Source organism: Phaeobacter sp. QD34_24, from assembly GCF_028890115.1.
Classification (GTDB): domain Bacteria; phylum Pseudomonadota; class Alphaproteobacteria; order Rhodobacterales; family Rhodobacteraceae; genus Phycobacter.
Genome location: NZ_JARCJD010000014.1, coordinates 89,873 through 105,413 on the forward strand (window position 1 = coordinate 89,873; position 15,541 = coordinate 105,413).

The window sequence follows — 15,541 nt, forward strand, 5'->3', positions numbered from 1 at the left end:
GACCCGCGCGGAACTCATCCGCTGTACTGGTCGGCTGGCACCGGCGCATAGAGGCGCCGCATGATCACGGCCGTCAGATACATCGGCACCTGGTAACACCCCAGAAAGATCAGCAGTTGATCGGTGGTGCTTGCGGGCAGGGCGATCAGGAACAGGGCAAAGTTGCGATTGCCCGCAACAATCGCATAGGGCACCGCAACCTGCATGTGGCCCTGCCACCGCAGCAGGCGGTAGGTTGCGAGCTGCAAGCCCAAGTTTGCCACCAGCACAAGGGCCATCCATTTGGCAACGAGCATCGGCGCGCTCTGCAGCGCAGGACCAAGGGCCGACATCAGCCCGACGACGATCACCGCAAGCGCAAGGGTCGTCAGCCCGTCGAGCGCTTGTACTTGATCCGGGCGCAGATCCGGCAGGGTCGCGCGCCGCAGGACCCAAGCCGCCGCCACCGTCACCCCGATGGCGCCGGTCAGGCGCAGGGCGGCCCAGATCACCTCTTGCAGCCCACCAAGGCTCGGCGCCAGCAGGAACACCGGAATGATGGTCAGCGGCATCAGGGCGGTTCCCAGCACCAGCACGCGAAAGGCCGGTTCCGGTGCATGTCCCAGCAGAAGGGTGATATTGGGGCTGCCGGTCACCGAAGGCGCGCTCAGCATCAACAGGATGGCAATGGCGGCGGGCGTCGTCTCTATCCCGATGAGCCAGAACAGCAACAGAGCCGCCAGCGGCAGCGCCAGTTGCAGGACCAAAACGGCGCGCAGGGAGGAGAGCCCGTCGGCAAGCCCTCCCAAGGCCGCCCGCGCACCGATGCGAAAGGCGGTCAGGAACAGAAGCAGGGCGACCAGCTGCGGGATCCAGGGCCGCAGGAGCCGGGCCAGATCGGGCAGCAGCAGCCCGGCCAATAGGCCCAGAACCAAGGCGGCCCGGCCATGCCGGGCCACGAAGGCAAGCAATGTCAGCATGCCGTCAGACCATCAACCCGACGGCGCTGCGCGGATGTTTTCGGGCAGCCAGGTAGCCAGTTCCGGCCAGGCCACGAGGATTACCACCATCACCAGCATCAGCCCGACCATCGGGATGGCGGTCTTGGCGATGTAGGAGATCTCGTGCCGGGTCATGCCCTGCAGCACGAAGAGGTTGAAGCCGATGGGCGGTGTCACCTGCGCCATTTCGACGACCACCACGATGAAGATCCCGAACCAGATCACATCGATCCCGGCCTGGCGGATCATCGGCTCGACAATGGCCATGGTGAGAACGACCGAGGAAATCCCGTCGAGGAACATCCCCAGCACCACGTAGAAGAGCGTCAGCGCCACGATCAGCACCAGGGGCGACAGGTTCATCTCGTCGATCCAGCCCGCCAATGCCCGCGGCAGGCCGGTAAAGCCCATGGCCAGCGACAGGAAGGAGGCGCCCATCAGGATCAGCGCGATCATCGCCGAGGTGCGTGTCGCGCCCATCAAGGAGGCGGTGAAGGTGCTCCAGTTCAGCGAGCCCTGCGCAAGCGCCAGCGTCATCGAGCCCAGGACCCCCACAGCGGCAGCCTCGGTCGCGGTGGCGTAACCGAGGTACATCGAGCCGATCACAGTGGCGACCAGCAGCAGGACAGGGATCAGAAAGCGGCTTTCGGCCAGCATCTGCCCGAAGGTCATGCTGGGTTCTTCCTGTGGGCGTTCGCCCTTGGACAGGAAATGCCAGCCGATGATATAGGCCATGAACAACCCGGCCAGCACCAGGCCCGGCAAGATGCCCGCCATGAACAGCTTGGTGATCGATTCATTGATCGACACCCCGTAGACGATCAGCGTCAGCGAAGGCGGGATCATCAGGCCCAGCGTGGCCGCGCCCGCAAGGGTGCCGATGATCATGAACTCAGGGTAGCCGCGTTTGCGCAGCTCGGGGATCGACATCTTGCCCACGGTGGTCAGCGTTGCAGCGGAAGACCCCGATACGGCGGCAAAGATGGTGCAGCCCGCGATATTGGTGTGCAATAGCCCCCCCGGCAGCCAGCGCATCCAGGGTGCAAGGCCGCGGAACATGTCTTCGGACAGGCGCGTTCGATAGAGGATCTCTCCCATCCAGATGAACAGCGGCAGGGCGGTCAGCGTCCAGCTGGAGGCGCCGGTCCAGATCGTGGTGATCATCGCGTCGCCTGCCGGGCGCGAGGTGAACAGCTCCATCCCCACCCAGGCGACCCCCATCAGCGCAAGGCCGATCCAGACCGAACTGCCCAGAAGCGTGAAAAGGACAAAGAGAAAGATGATGGTGGCGTAGATCTCGCTCATTCGACGGCCTCCGAAATGATGCTGGCACGGCGGGTGATCAACAGGCGGCACAGGTAGTCCCAAAGGGCCAAAGCCAGCAGCACGGTGCCAATCGACATCGGCAGCTGCGGCAGCCACATCGGCGTATAGATCCAGTCGGAACCGGTGTTGGCCCAGAGGTCTCCCCATTTCGTGGGGGCGGTTGCGAACATGGCAAAGAAAGAGAGCAGCCATTCGGGCACGAAATCCTGCCCCTGGGTGCGGTCGTTCAGCATCTTGGAAAAGATGTTGGTCTTGATCGCGTAGCGGGCGAAATAGGTCGCTGTAAGAGCGCCGATCCACATGGCAAATGCATCCAGCACCAGGCCGACGCGGGGGCTGATGTTGAGGAAGATCGATACCCGGATATGCGCGCCCCGTGTCAGCGCATGGGCCAGCGCCAGGAACGACGTGGCCGCCATCGCATAACCCGCATATTCGGTTGAGCCGGGAAAGGTCAGGTTGCTCCAACGGGCGATCATCTGCGCCACGATCAGCAAGAGGATCAGCAGCATGAACCCCGCCGCCACGACGCCGGAGCCCAGATAGATCTTGTCACTCACCCGTTGCAGCGGGCGCAAGATGCGCCCCATGGGGCCGGGGGCCAGCAGGCAGGCCAGCGCCAGAAGGCTCGGAAGAACAAAAAGCCACAGCCACAAAGGCAGGCCCAGAAATGGTTGCCAGTCGCGCAAGATCGACACCCCCATTGATTGGATGAAGACAGTGATCGGATCAAGAAAGTGATCGGATGAAGAAAGCTGAGGGAATGCACGGCCCCACCCGCAAGCGGCAGGCGGGGCCGTTCAGATCGCTTCGAGCGATCAGTTGCCGTTATAGGCGTCCAGGATCGCCTTGCCGTCATCGCCGACAGAGGCCAGCCATTCCTCGGTCATCTTGGCGCCGATCTCTTTCAGCTCGCCCAGGAACTCGGGGCCGGCGTCAGTCACGGCCATGCCGTTGGCCGTCAGCTGTTCAAAGTACCAGTTGGCCAGTTCCTCGGATTTGGCGGCGCAGGCGGCACCGGTCTCATCGGCGGCCTTCTGGATCGCGGCCTGGGTTTCGCCGCTCAGACCTTCCCAGATCTGCTTGTTCACCATCACGTAGTTGCGCGGCAGCCAGGCGTTGACCTTGTAGTAGTGGGTCAGGTGTTCCCAGACCTTGCGGTCATAGCCGGTGGAGCCCGAGGAAATGAAGGATTCCGCAACCCCCGTTGCCAGAGCCTGGCTCAGCTCGGCGGCTTCGATCTGCACCGGAATCATGCCCAGCTCTTCGGCAAAGGTGGCGGTGGCCGTGTTGTAGGAGCGGAATTTCACCCCCTGGGTATCGGCCGAGGATCCGACCTCTTTCTTGAAGTAGAAGCCCTGACCGGGCCAGGGGCAGGTGTACAGCGCGACAAGGTTGAGGTCCGCCAGTTGCGCGTTCACCTTGTCCTTGGCAGCATGCCAGAGTTTTTCGTTCTCGGCATAGCTGGTGGCCACGAAGGGCAGGTTGTCCCAGCCCAGGAGCGGCGCCTCATTGGCATGGGCAGACATGAAGCGCTCACCAATCGGGGCCTGGCCGGTCTGCACCGCGCGCTTGATCTCGCCGCCCTTGAAGAGCGAGCCGCCGGGATGGACGGTGATATCGATCTCGCCGCCGGTATAGTCGCGCACCTTGTCGGCAAAGACGACGCCCATCTCCGAATGGAAGTTGGTCGCCGCATAGGCCATCGGCATGTCCCATTTTTCAGCCGCGACGGCCGCGGCCGAAAGGGCCAGGGCAGATACGGAATAGGCAACTGTCTTTGTAAATTTCGCGATCATGACTGATCTCCCTGTTTTGGTTGGTTTTTGTTTTCTTATGGTTTTGGCGCCTCAGGCGAACCGGTTCGGCTCATAGGGGCGCATGTCGATATTATTGGGCCTGCCTGCAATCATGTCGGCCACCATGCGCCCGGTCTTGGCGCCGCCGGTGAGGCCCACATGGTGATGACCAAAGGCCGCGAAGACACCGGTTTTACCCACTTCGCCGATCAACGGCAGGCTGTCCGACGGGGCCGGGCGGTATCCCAGCCATTCCTCTTCGCTCTCCGCGATCATCTGCGGGAAGCATTCCTTGACCTTGCGTCGCAAGAGCGCCAGCGGTGCCTTGGATTTGACCTCGCTGAGGCCGCCGAATTCAACCACGCCTGCACAGCGTAGCCCCTGATCCATCGCTGTCGCAACGAATTTCCCCGAGGTCAGCATCATCGGGCTGTTCGGCGTCTGGCTCGGGTTCTTGAAGACGATGTGATAGCCCCGCTCGGCCTCCAGCGGCACATTGAGGCCCAGTTTCTGCATCAAGGGCTTGGACCAGACGCCGGTGGCCAGCACCGCCTCGTTACATGTGATGCGACCCTGATCGGTGTCGACAGCACTGATGCGTCCGCCGGAAAGATCGAAATCCTTCACTTCGGCCCGCATGAACCGCCCGCCCATCTCCTGCAACAGGTTCACCAGGTCGCGCACGTAGTTGCCGGGGTTGAGGATATAGCCGTGGTTCTTCATCACCGCGAGCAGCTGCATGTCGGGGGCCAGGATCGGCTCCCTTTCCTGCACGGCCGCGCCTTCCACCAGTTCGGGGATGAAACCGGCCTCGCGGCGCAGCTCCCAGACGTATTTGTCCGCCTCAAATGCTGCGCGGTCACTGTAGGCAAAGCAATAGTCGCTTTCCTGCACCCATTTTGCCGCAGGCGTTCCTGCGGTCAGCGCCTGATGCTGTTCGACGCTGTCGCCGATCACATGGCTCAGCCCCTTGGCGATCCTGCGGGTGTCGCCGTCATTGGCGTTGGACAGGTATTTTATCAGCCAGGGCACCAGTTTGGGCCCATAAGACCAGCGCATGAACAGCGGGAAATCGGGGTCCATCAGGTATTTCGGTCCCTTGGGGATCAGCCCCGGTGTGGTCACCGGGACGATGGCGCAGCTCGCCAGAATGCAGCCGTTGCCATAGGAGGCGCCCATGCCGGGCTCCCCCTTGTCCAGGAGTGTGACCTCATGTCCGGCGCGGCGCAGCCAGATGGCGGTGGCGGCGCCCACGATGCCGGCGCCGATCACGACCGTATGCGGCGCACTCATGCGCGGGGGCCTTTAGGGAGGGTGGAAATAGTCATGGAGTATAGGGTCTTCTCAGGTGAATTTGCCCAACCATGCACGGCGCTATTCATCATTTCAAATACTAAGATGTGGCTTGATCATAAGAAAAAGTGATATGCCTGCGGAATGAACCTCAGATTTCGCCAGCTTCAGGCCTTTCACGCGGTGATCGAGACCGGCACCGTTACCGGCGCTGCGACCAGCCTCGGGATTTCGCAGCCCGGCATCTCCAACCTCTTGAACCAGCTGGAGCGCCAGACCGGGATCAAGCTCTTCGAACGGGTCCGGGGGCGGCTGACCGCCACGCCCGAGGCGACGCTCCTGTTTCGTGAAATCGACACGGTGGTGCGGGGGTTCGATCATGTGACCCAGGCGGTGATCGATCTGCAGAACAAACAGGCCGGGCAGCTGCAGGTGGCCTCGCAGCATTCGATGTCCTTTGGCTTCATGCCGCGCCTCATTGCCGAGTTCGCCCGCGAGAGGCCGGATCTGTCGATCTCCTTCCAGTCGCAGTATTCCTCCAAGATCCAGGAATGGGTGCTCTCGGGTCTGTTCGAGATCGGGATCTGCGAAATGCCGCTCCTGTATGACGCGCTGGATGTGCACCCCGTGACCGTGGAATGCCGCATTGCCATGCCTGAAGGCAGCCCACTTGCCCGCCACGATGTGCTGACGCCCGAACTCTTGGACGGCGAGCCGTTTATCGTGATGGGGCCGGATCACATGACCCATCGCCGCACGCGGGAGGCCTTCGTGCAGGCGGGCGTGCCGCTGAAGGCCAGGATCCACGCACATCTGTTCAAGAACCTGCTCAGTTTCGTCAAGGAAGGCATGGGGGTCGCCATCATCGATCCCTTCATCCTGGATTTCGACAAGGAGGGCGGCTTTGTCTCCCGTCCCTTCCAGCCCGCGGTGATGATGGAGATGGCGGTGATCACCTCCAGCGCCCGGCCACTGTCGGCGATCGGGCAGGAGTTCCTGGTGCTGCTCAACCAGGCCCTGGCGCCCTATACCTCGGGGCAAACGGGCTGAGGGCGCGGAAAAGGGCATGCGGGGGCTTGGCTCCCGTCCGCCGTGCCGTCATGCTCTGGCGGGCGTGCTGAGGACAGGAGCGGTGGATGCAACAGGGCGGAAAGACGGTCTATGGCGCGGCGGTGGGCATCCTGATGCTGGAAACCCGGTTTCCCCGCATCCATGGTGACATGGGCAATGCCGCGACCTGGGATTTTCCGGTGCAATATCGCGTCGTCGATGGGGCCACGCCGGACCGTGTCGTGCGGGGTGATCCGCAGGCGTTGACCGAACGCTTTATTGCAGCCGGGCGCGACCTTATCCGTGCGGGCTGTGACGGGATCACCACCACCTGCGGATTTCTGTCCCTGATCCAGGAGGACGTTAAGGCCGGGCTGGGCGTGCCGGTGGCGACCTCTTCCTTGATGCAGGTACCGATGGTGCAGGCCTTGCTGCCTGCGGGGAAACGCTGCGGGGTGATCACCATCTCGGAGCAGGCGCTCAGCCCTGCGCACCTGACGGCCGCCGGTGCCGCACCCGATACCCCTGTTGTGGGAACGGACGGCGGGCGGGCTATGACGCGTGATATCCTGGGGAATGCGCCCCAGATCGATTTCGAGGCCTGCCGTCTGGATATGATCGATTCGGGCAGGGCGATGGTCACGCGGCACCCGGATGTGGGCGCGATCGTTCTGGAATGCACCAATATGGCGCCCTATGCGCGCGACTTGCGGCAGGTCACCGGCCTGCCTGTCTATTCGATCTACAGTTTCATCACCTGGTTTCAGGCGGGCCTGTTGCCGCGCCGCTTCCCGTTGGAGCTCGACGATCCGCGCTGGTAGCGCAGCCCCGCGCCAGCCCGTCATTATCCTGCGTCGGATGGTCCCCTGTCTGGCGCCCGGCGCTTTTGGCAGGGTGGGGGAATAGCCACCGGGAGGGCCGCCATTGAAACCGTTTATGATGAGTCTCGTGCTGACCGCTGTTCCGATCATGTCTGTCGCGGATGTGCTGGAGCGGCAGCAGGTCACCGAGGATGTCTGGGCCCTGGTTGGCCCGCACAGCCAGCGCAACGCCGAGAACCTCGGTAATAATGCTACCTTCGGCGTGGTGGTGACGCGCGAAGGGGTTGTGCTGATGGATCCCGGCGGATCCTGGAAAGGCGCGGCGATGATCGACGCCGCCATCGATCAGATCACCGATCAGCCGGTTACTCATGTGATCGACACCGGCGGGCAGGATCACCGCTGGCTGGGCAATGCATACTGGCAGGCCCAGGGCGCGGTGGTGATCGCCTCGGATGCGGCCGTAGCGGATCACAAGGACCGTCAGTCCATGCAGATGACGATGCTCTCGCAGCTTCTGGGCGATGAGCTGGCCGGGACCGAGCCGAGCTATGCCGATGTGACCTTCGACAGCGATCATGAGTTTTCCCTTGGCGGGCTGACCTTCCAGATCATGCACCGCGGCCAGGCCCATACGCCGGGCGACAGTTTCGTCTGGCTGCAAGAGCGGGACGTGATGTTCACCGGCGATATCGTCTATGTTGAGCGCATTCTTGGCGTCGGACCGCAGTCCAATGCCAAAAGCTGGATCGAGGCCTTTGATGCCATGGCCGCCTTTGAACCCGCCCATCTGGTGCCGGGTCATGGCCGCGCCACCACGCTGGAGCGCGCCCGCGCCGATACCTACGACTACCTTATGAACCTGCGTGCCCGGATCGGAGAGCTGATCGAAGAGGGCGGCGATATCATGGAAGCGCCTGAGATCGACCAGTCCGCCTTTGCGGGGCTCGCGCAGTTCGACAGCCTGGCCGGGCGCAATGCGCAAACCGTCTATGAACAGATGGAGTGGGAATAGCCCCGCACGCCAGGATTTGATGTTCGACCCTGCCGCCTCCGTTTCGGGGGCGGTTTTTTATCAGCCATCGTCATGGGGGTGTTACAAAAGCTTCACTGTATCAATCTTCGTATTTCGAATATTCATGAAGTATGGAAAAAGTGATTCCCTCCCGCCTCACCACCCTGGGCCATCCGCAGCGACTGGCCCTGTTTCGGCTGCTGATGCGCCGCTACCCGGATCGTCTGCCCGCCGGTGAAATCGCCGAGGTGCTGGATCTGAAGGCCAGCACATTGTCGGCCTATCTGGCTTCGCTGATGCAGGCGGGGCTGGTGACCCAGCACCGCGTGGGGACATCGCTGCTTTACATGATCAACATGGCAGCGGTGCGACAGACCTTCGACTATCTCTTTCTGGATTGTTGCCGCGGTCGCCCCGAGATCTGCGCCTCGGCTTCCTTTGCCGAACCTGCAGGCAAAGTCGAGACGGCGCATGAGAAATACAATGTGCTATTTATCTGCACGGGCAATTCCGCGCGCTCGATCTTTGCTGAAAGCCTGTTGCGGGATCTCGCGCCGGGGCGCTTCACTGTCTATTCCGCCGGAACGCGCCCGCAATCGGAGCTGAATCCCTTTGCACTGGAGGTGTTGAACTCCAAGGGCCATGACACCGCGCATCTGCGGGCCAAGAATACCGCTGAGTTCACGGGGGCAGATGCCCCCCGGATGGATTTTGTCTTTACCGTCTGCGATCAGGCCGCCAACGAGGAATGCCCGGCCTGGGATGGTCAGCCGATCAGCGGCCATTGGGGGATGCCGGACCCGGTAAAGGCCGATGGCACCGATGCAGAGAAAAGCCTCGCCTTCCAGCAGGCCTATGGCGCGTTGAAACACCGGATCGAGGCCTTTGCCGCCCTTCCCATTGAAACGCTGGACCGCATCGCGCTGCAACGGGCGGTGGATGGGATCGCCAGCCAAAATCAGGATACTGTCAAATGACCACCTATGCTGTAAACGGCCTTGGCCGGATCGGAAAACTCGCCCTGAAACCGCTGCTCGATCAGGGCGCCCATATCGCCTGGATCAACGACGCGGTGGGGGATCCGGAAATGCACGCGCATCTGTTGGAATTTGATACGGTGCATGGGCGCTGGGAGGCGGAGTTCTCCCATGATGCAGAGAGCGTCACGATCAACGACATGCGCCTGCCCTTCATCGGCACCTCGGATCTGAACGATCTGCCGCTGGAGGGTGTCGATGTGGTGATCGACTGCACCGGCGTCTTCAAGTCCGAGGCCAAGCTTGCCCCCTATTTCGAGGCGGGCGTGAAAAAGGTCGTGGTCTCGGCCCCCGTGAAGGACGGCGATGCGGCCAATATCGTCTATGGCGTCAATGAGGGCACCTATGATCCCGCGCGCCACCGCATCGTGACGGCGGCGAGCTGCACCACCAACTGTCTTGCGCCGGTGGTCAAGGTAATCCACGAAAATCTGGGCATCCGTCACGGATCGATCACCACGATCCATGATGTGACCAACACCCAGACCATCGTCGACCGCCCCGCCAAGGATCTGCGCCGGGCGCGCTCGGCGCTGAATTCGCTGATCCCCACCACCACCGGCAGCGCCACGGCGATCACTCTGATCTACCCGGAACTGACCGGGCGTCTGAACGGCCATGCGGTGCGGGTGCCGCTCTTGAATGCCTCGCTCACCGACTGTGTGTTCGAGGTGGAGCGCGAAACCAGCGTTGAAGAGGTCAACGCCCTGTTCAAGGCGGCTGCCGAGGGAGAGCTGGAAGGGATCCTGGGCTATGAGACCCGCCCGCTGGTCTCGACCGATTACACAAACGACCGGCGCTCCTCGATCATTGATGCGCCGTCCACGATGGTGGTGAACGGCACTCAGGTGAAGATCTACGCCTGGTATGACAATGAAATGGGCTACGCTTGGCGCCTGGTCGATGTGGCTCTGATGGTCGGAGCCTCGCTGTGAGCCAGCGCCCCGAGGGCCTTTCGGCCTATATGGCGGTGACGGCGGCCTATTGGGCCTTCATGCTCACCGATGGGGCGCTCAGGATGCTGGTGCTCTTGCATTTTCACACGTTGGGGTTTTCCCCGGTGCAGCTGGCCTATCTCTTTGTTCTTTATGAGATCGCGGGGATGGTCACGAACCTGTCGGCGGGCTGGATCGCGGCGCGGTTTGGGCTGGCTGCAACGCTTTATGCCGGGCTTGCCTTGCAGATCCTGGCCCTGGGGGCGCTGACGCAGCTGGATCCCAGCTGGTCCATCGGCGCCTCGGTCGTCTTCGTGATGTGCGTGCAGGGGATTTCCGGCGTCGCCAAGGATCTGGCCAAGATGTCGTCGAAATCTGCGGTAAAGCTCTTGGCGCCATCGGCAAACGGCGGTTTGTTCCGCTGGGTGGCGGTGCTGACCGGATCGAAGAACGCGGTGAAGGGGCTCGGCTTCCTGCTGGGCGCGGCGCTTTTGGCAACGCTTGGCTTTTCCTGGGCGATCATCGCCATGGCCGTGGTGCTGGCGCTTGTCCTTGTCGCTATCGTTGCGCTGATGCCGCCGGGGCTGCCGACCGGGCGCAAGGGCGCGAAGTTTTCCGAGGTCTTCTCCAAATCGGCCAATGTGAACTGGCTGTCGGCGGCACGGGTGTTCCTGTTCGGTGCACGCGACGTCTGGTTCGTGGTGGGCATTCCGATCTATTTCTACGCGGTCTTGTCGGATGGGTCGGAGGCGGGCAACCGCGCGGCCTTCTTCATGATCGGCAGCTTCATGGCGGTCTGGATCATCCTTTACGGCGCGGTGCAGGCGGCGGCGCCCTGGCTGCTTGGGGCTGCGAAACGCCCCGAGGGCGCGCTGATCCGCGCCGCGCGCGGCTGGGCGCTGGCGCTGTGTCTGGTGCCTGCGGCCCTTGCGTTTGCGGTTTGGCTGGCCGGTGCACCTGAAACCTGGCTGACCGTGGTGCTGATCCTTGGCCTCATGGCATTTGGTGCGCTTTTTGCAGTGAACTCCTCCCTGCATTCCTACCTGATCCTCGCCTTCACACGGGCCGAGCGGGTGACGATGGATGTCGGCTTCTACTACATGGCCAATGCGGGCGGGCGCCTTCTTGGCACGCTTCTGTCGGGGCTCACCTACCAGATCGGCGGCCTCGCGCTTGTTCTGGGCACCGCGGCGCTTATGGTGGGGCTGTCGGCGATTGCCGCGGGCAAGTTGCATGTTGAAGGGGCAGAGGCCACGGCATGAGTATCTTTGAACGCTATCTGACCCTTTGGGTGGCGCTGGCCATGGTGGCGGGCATCCTGATCGGCAATGCGGCGCCCGCCCTGGTGCAGATGATCGCGGCGGCGGAAGTCGCGCGGGTGAACCTGGTGGTTGCGGTGCTGATCTGGGCGATGGTCTATCCGATGATGGTCGGGGTGGATCCTGCCGCCCTGAAGACGGCCGTCAAACAGCCAAAGGGGCTGGGCATTACCCTGGTGGTCAATTGGCTGATCAAGCCCTTCTCGATGGCGGCCTTGGGCGTGTTGTTCTTCGAAGGCCTCTTTGCTGATCTCCTGTCACCCGAGGATGCGCAGCAGTACATTGCCGGGCTGATCCTTTTGGGGGCTGCCCCCTGTACCGCCATGGTCTTTGTCTGGTCGCAGCTGACGCGCGGGGACGAGAACTACACGTTGCTGCAGGTCTCGGTGAACGATGTGGTGATGGTCTTTGTCTTTGCCCCGCTCGTGGCCTTCCTGCTTGGGGTCACCGATATCGAGGTGCCCTGGGAGACGCTGGTTCTGTCCGTGCTCCTGTTTGTCCTGCTGCCGCTTCTGGCCGGGATCTGGACCCGACGCAGGCTGGGGAGCGCGGCGCAGGTCAAGGCCTTTCAGGCGCGGGTGAAGCCCTGGTCGGTGGTTGGTCTGATTGCCACCGTTGCGATTCTCTTTGGTCTTCAGGGCCAGGTGATTCTGGACCGGCCTCAGGTGATTGCCCTGATCGCGGTGCCGATCCTGGTGCAATCCTACGGGATCTTCGCGGTCGCCTATGGCGCGGCCTTTGCGCTGAAGGTGCCCCATCGCATCGCCGCCCCTTGTGCCCTGATCGGGACATCGAATTTCTTCGAGCTGGCCGTGGCCGTTGCGATTTCTCTGTTTGGACTGAACTCCGGCGCGGCCCTGGCCACGGTCGTTGGGGTTCTGGTCGAGGTGCCGGTGATGCTGTCGCTGGTGGGCTTTGCCAACCGCACCCGGAGCGGATTTCCCGGCAGGTGATCCGCCAGGAGCGGGTTGACGACAAAGCAGAAGCATCGCTACCCTTCGCGCCGACATTCGCTTTCTGCAGCCAGAGTGCGGGGAAGGTGTGCCAAGATCTGCTTGGGCGTCTTCGCGGCAGAGCCTGTTTTGCTCGGCTTCCTGTGATTTCAACCTCGTGCACGAACAGCGATTTGTCGCAGGTTCCGTTGGCCTGCGACGCTGTAGGGGTGTCTTGTTTTGGGGCGAGATACGATGTTCGACTGCGGATTTGCCCAGTCGTTTTTTGCATATGTTGGGCGTTTGTTAACAAAGAGGCCTCAATAGTGGGTTATGGTAGAGAGAGGGGCCAAGATATGCATGGTCTGATCAACAGGGCGATTCAGGCTTTTGTGACCAGCACCTATGGCGCGGACCGTTGGAAAGAGGTGATGGACCTTGCGGGGCTTGGCTTTCGCGAGTTCGAGGCCATGCTCACCTATACGGATGAGCAATCCAACAAGATGCTGCAGGCCATGGAGCAGGTGCTTGCGCGCCCTCTGCCGGAAATGCTGGAGGATATGGGCACCTTCCTGGTCTCCAATCCTCAGGTTGAAGCGCTGCGTCGGCTGTTGCGGTTTGGCGGCGTGAACTACGTTGAATTCTTGCATTCCCTTGATGATCTGCCGGGGCGCGCGCGCCTTGCCGTTTCCGATCTGTACCTGCCGGGGCTGGAGTTATTTGAACAGGCGCCGGGTCAATTCGAACTGGTATGCCAGCCCGGTCTTCCGGGCTATGCCAATGTCATGATGGGCGTTCTGCGGGCGATGGCCGACGATTACGGCGATCTTGTCATCCTGGAGGCCAGCGGCAGCCAGGATGGGGCAGATGTGATTTCAATTACCCTTGTGGAGCGGGAGTTTGCCGAGGGGCGAAGCTTTGATCTGGGGGCCCATTCGCTATGATGACAGACGAACAGCTCGCGGCCATCGCAGATCATATCTGTCCGATGTTCGCGATTGTCGATGGCAAGGGCCGGATCATGCGGGTCGGCCCCACTTTGCGAAAACTGCGGCCTGACCTGAAATGGGAAGGGCGGCGGTTCTTCCGCGTTTTCGACCTGTCGCGCCCGCGCCGCGTCCGTTCGATGGAGGATCTGGTCAATACGGCTGGATCCAAGCTGCATCTGCATTTCCGCGATACCCCGCAGACCAGCCTCAAGGGCGTTCTTGTGCCGCTGCCCGACGGGCGGGGGGCCATCATCAACCTGTCATTCGGAATTTCCGTGCTGGAGGCGGTGCGGGATTACGATCTGACCAGCGCCGATTTTTCGCCCACCGATCTGACCATCGAAATGCTCTATCTGGTGGAGGCGAAATCGGCCGCGATGGAGGCGTCGCGACAGTTGAACCTGCGTCTGCAGGGCGCCAAGATCGCCGCCGAGGAACAGGCCTTTACCGACACGCTGACCGGTTTGAAGAACCGCCGTGCGATGGATCACATTCTGGAGCGGCTGATCACCAGCGGTCGCGACTTTGCCCTGATGCATCTGGATCTCGATTACTTCAAGCAGGTCAATGACACTCTGGGCCATGCGGCTGGCGATGCGGTGCTGCAACATGTGGCGCGGGTCATGGTCGACTGCACCCGGCAATCGGATACGGTTGCCCGCGTTGGCGGCGATGAATTCGTTCTGATCTTCAACGATCTGCGCGACGAGCGGCAGCTGCAAGCCCTGGCCGAGCGGTTGATCCGGGAGATCGAGGTTCCCATTCCCTTTGGGGGCAAGGAATGCAAGATCTCTGCCAGCGCAGGGACCACCCTGTCGATCTGGCATGATGGAACCGTATCGGCGGCAAGGATCCTCAACGAATCCGATGCGGCCCTCTATGCGGCCAAGGGCGCGGGCCGGGCGCAGCACTGTTTCTACCAAAAGGGCATGGAACAGGATGTCCTGGAGCAGCACTCCTAGGCGCAGGCAGCTCTCCTGATCTCAATCTCCCGCATCTTTGCCGGGCGGCCTTCGTTCTGTCCGAGCGCTGTCGTGCCGTGGCGTGGTGGCCGTGTGTGTTTGAGTCGGGCCGTGCGGCCGGGACTCCTGTCCGTGACGCGGGCTCCGCCGTCGAAGAGTGAGCCTGCCAAGTCTGCGCGGCATCAATCATAGTATTTTCAATACATTAGCCTGCCTCAAATGCGGCTTGGCAAAATCTAGTTATGTGCTATATCTATATTCAAATAGATATGCGGAATAACGATGATGGTTGTTATTCAAGTGGGAGGGCATCATGCGTATCAATGGGCAAGTGGCTTTGGTCACGGGCGGCGGCAGCGGTCTGGGTGCTGCCACGGCGCGGCATCTGGCGGGTAAGGGGGCCAAGGTTGCCATCCTCGATTTCGACAGTGAACGGGCGGAGGCTGTCGCGGCCGAGATCGGTGGCATCGCGCTGCATGTGGACGTGAGCGATGAGGCCGCCGTCGGGGCGGCGGTGGACAGTGCCGTTCAGCAGCTGGGCAGCGCGCCCCGCATCGCAGTCAACTGCGCCGGGGTCGGCATGGCGGCGCGCATCGTCGGCCGCGAGGGCAAGCTTTCCTTCGATGTCTTTGAAAAGACGCTGCGGGTGAACCTGTTTGGTACCTACAATGTGATGAGCCACGCCGCCCGCCGCATGGCGGAGCTGGAGCCGCTGGAAGATGGCGAGCGCGGCGTGATCATCAACACCGCGTCGGTCGCCTATGAGGACGGCCAGCTGGGGCAGGCGGCCTATGCGGCTTCCAAGGGGGCGATTGCCTCGATGTGCCTGCCCGCCGCGCGCGAGTTTGCCCAAAGCGGCATTCGTGTCGTGGCCATCGCGCCGGGCCTGTTCCAGACCCCGATGATGGAAGGTCTGCCGCCCGAGGTCTCCGCCAAGATCACCGCCAATATCCCGTTTCCCGCCCGGCTTGGCGCGCCCGAGGAATATGCGCTTCTGGCCGAGCAGATCGTCACCAACCCCTTCCTCAACGGAACAACTATCCGGCTGGACGGCGCCGTGCGCCTGCCGCCGCGCTGAAGGAC

Annotated in this window: 15 protein-coding genes; 10 read left to right on the forward strand and 5 right to left on the reverse strand. The window is 62.3% G+C overall.

Going from position 1 to position 15,541, the window contains the following annotated elements:
• Window positions 1-14 precede the first annotated feature (14 nt).
• The 5 genes from PXK07_RS12740 to PXK07_RS12760 all read right to left on the reverse strand — a co-directional run bounded on the left by PXK07_RS12740 (window position 15) and on the right by PXK07_RS12760 (window position 5,398).
• Entirely contained in the window at window positions 15-959 is a 945-nt protein-coding gene (locus PXK07_RS12740) for a hypothetical protein (protein ID WP_274848698.1), read from the reverse strand.
• Window positions 960-971: 12 nt separating this feature from the next.
• Window positions 972-2,285, reverse strand: a complete 1,314-nt coding sequence (locus PXK07_RS12745; RefSeq protein WP_274848699.1) for a TRAP transporter large permease — start codon at window positions 2,283-2,285, stop codon at window positions 972-974.
• Window positions 2,282-2,995: a TRAP transporter small permease gene (locus PXK07_RS12750; RefSeq protein WP_274848700.1), complete on the reverse strand. Its 714-nt coding sequence runs from the start codon at window positions 2,993-2,995 to the stop codon at window positions 2,282-2,284. Before PXK07_RS12750 ends, PXK07_RS12745 begins: the two co-directional genes overlap by 4 nt.
• 129 nt (window positions 2,996-3,124) lie before the next feature.
• On the reverse strand, window positions 3,125-4,105 hold the full coding sequence (locus PXK07_RS12755) for a TRAP transporter substrate-binding protein (protein ID WP_274848701.1): 981 nt from the start codon (window positions 4,103-4,105) through the stop codon (window positions 3,125-3,127).
• Window positions 4,106-4,156: 51 nt separating this feature from the next.
• A complete protein-coding gene (locus PXK07_RS12760) occupies window positions 4,157-5,398 on the reverse strand; it encodes an NAD(P)/FAD-dependent oxidoreductase (protein ID WP_274848702.1) in 1,242 nt (413 codons plus the stop codon).
• A 144-nt stretch (window positions 5,399-5,542) separates the two neighbouring features.
• Here PXK07_RS12760 and PXK07_RS12765 point away from each other — a divergent pair, with 144 nt between their 5' ends.
• The 10 genes from PXK07_RS12765 to PXK07_RS12810 all read left to right on the forward strand — a co-directional run bounded on the left by PXK07_RS12765 (window position 5,543) and on the right by PXK07_RS12810 (window position 15,536).
• The gene (locus PXK07_RS12765; RefSeq protein WP_274848703.1) at window positions 5,543-6,448 is read left to right on the forward strand and encodes a LysR family transcriptional regulator; all 906 of its coding nucleotides are present in this window, start codon (window positions 5,543-5,545) and stop codon (window positions 6,446-6,448) included.
• An 86-nt stretch (window positions 6,449-6,534) separates the two neighbouring features.
• Window positions 6,535-7,269: an aspartate/glutamate racemase family protein gene (locus PXK07_RS12770; RefSeq protein WP_274848704.1), complete on the forward strand. Its 735-nt coding sequence runs from the start codon at window positions 6,535-6,537 to the stop codon at window positions 7,267-7,269.
• A 115-nt stretch (window positions 7,270-7,384) separates the two neighbouring features.
• Window positions 7,385-8,284: an MBL fold metallo-hydrolase gene (locus PXK07_RS12775; protein ID WP_274848705.1), complete on the forward strand. Its 900-nt coding sequence runs from the start codon at window positions 7,385-7,387 to the stop codon at window positions 8,282-8,284.
• Between the two features lie 131 nt (window positions 8,285-8,415).
• Window positions 8,416-9,261: an arsenate reductase/protein-tyrosine-phosphatase family protein gene (locus tag PXK07_RS12780; protein ID WP_274848706.1), complete on the forward strand. Its 846-nt coding sequence runs from the start codon at window positions 8,416-8,418 to the stop codon at window positions 9,259-9,261.
• Complete coding sequence (locus tag PXK07_RS12785; protein ID WP_274848707.1) at window positions 9,258-10,256, forward strand: ArsJ-associated glyceraldehyde-3-phosphate dehydrogenase; 999 nt, start codon at window positions 9,258-9,260, stop codon at window positions 10,254-10,256. Before PXK07_RS12780 ends, PXK07_RS12785 begins: the two co-directional genes overlap by 4 nt.
• Window positions 10,253-11,518 carry an organoarsenical effux MFS transporter ArsJ gene (arsJ, locus tag PXK07_RS12790; RefSeq protein WP_274848708.1) on the forward strand — a complete coding sequence of 422 codons (1,266 nt, stop codon included), beginning with the start codon at window positions 10,253-10,255 and terminating at the stop codon, window positions 11,516-11,518. Before PXK07_RS12785 ends, arsJ begins: the two co-directional genes overlap by 4 nt.
• A complete protein-coding gene (gene arsB, locus PXK07_RS12795; RefSeq protein WP_274848709.1) occupies window positions 11,515-12,528 on the forward strand; it encodes an ACR3 family arsenite efflux transporter in 1,014 nt (337 codons plus the stop codon). Before arsJ ends, arsB begins: the two co-directional genes overlap by 4 nt.
• 335 nt (window positions 12,529-12,863) lie before the next feature.
• Entirely contained in the window at window positions 12,864-13,451 is a 588-nt protein-coding gene (locus PXK07_RS12800) for a heme NO-binding domain-containing protein (protein ID WP_274848710.1), read from the forward strand.
• Window positions 13,448-14,458, forward strand: coding sequence for a GGDEF domain-containing protein (locus PXK07_RS12805; protein ID WP_274848711.1), 1,011 nt, complete (start codon window positions 13,448-13,450; stop codon window positions 14,456-14,458). The genes PXK07_RS12800 and PXK07_RS12805 overlap by 4 nt, the downstream gene beginning before the upstream one ends.
• A gap of 313 nt (window positions 14,459-14,771) precedes the next feature.
• Window positions 14,772-15,536, forward strand: a complete 765-nt coding sequence (locus PXK07_RS12810; RefSeq protein ID WP_274848712.1) for an SDR family NAD(P)-dependent oxidoreductase — start codon at window positions 14,772-14,774, stop codon at window positions 15,534-15,536.
• The last annotated feature ends 5 nt before the right edge of the window (window positions 15,537-15,541 follow it).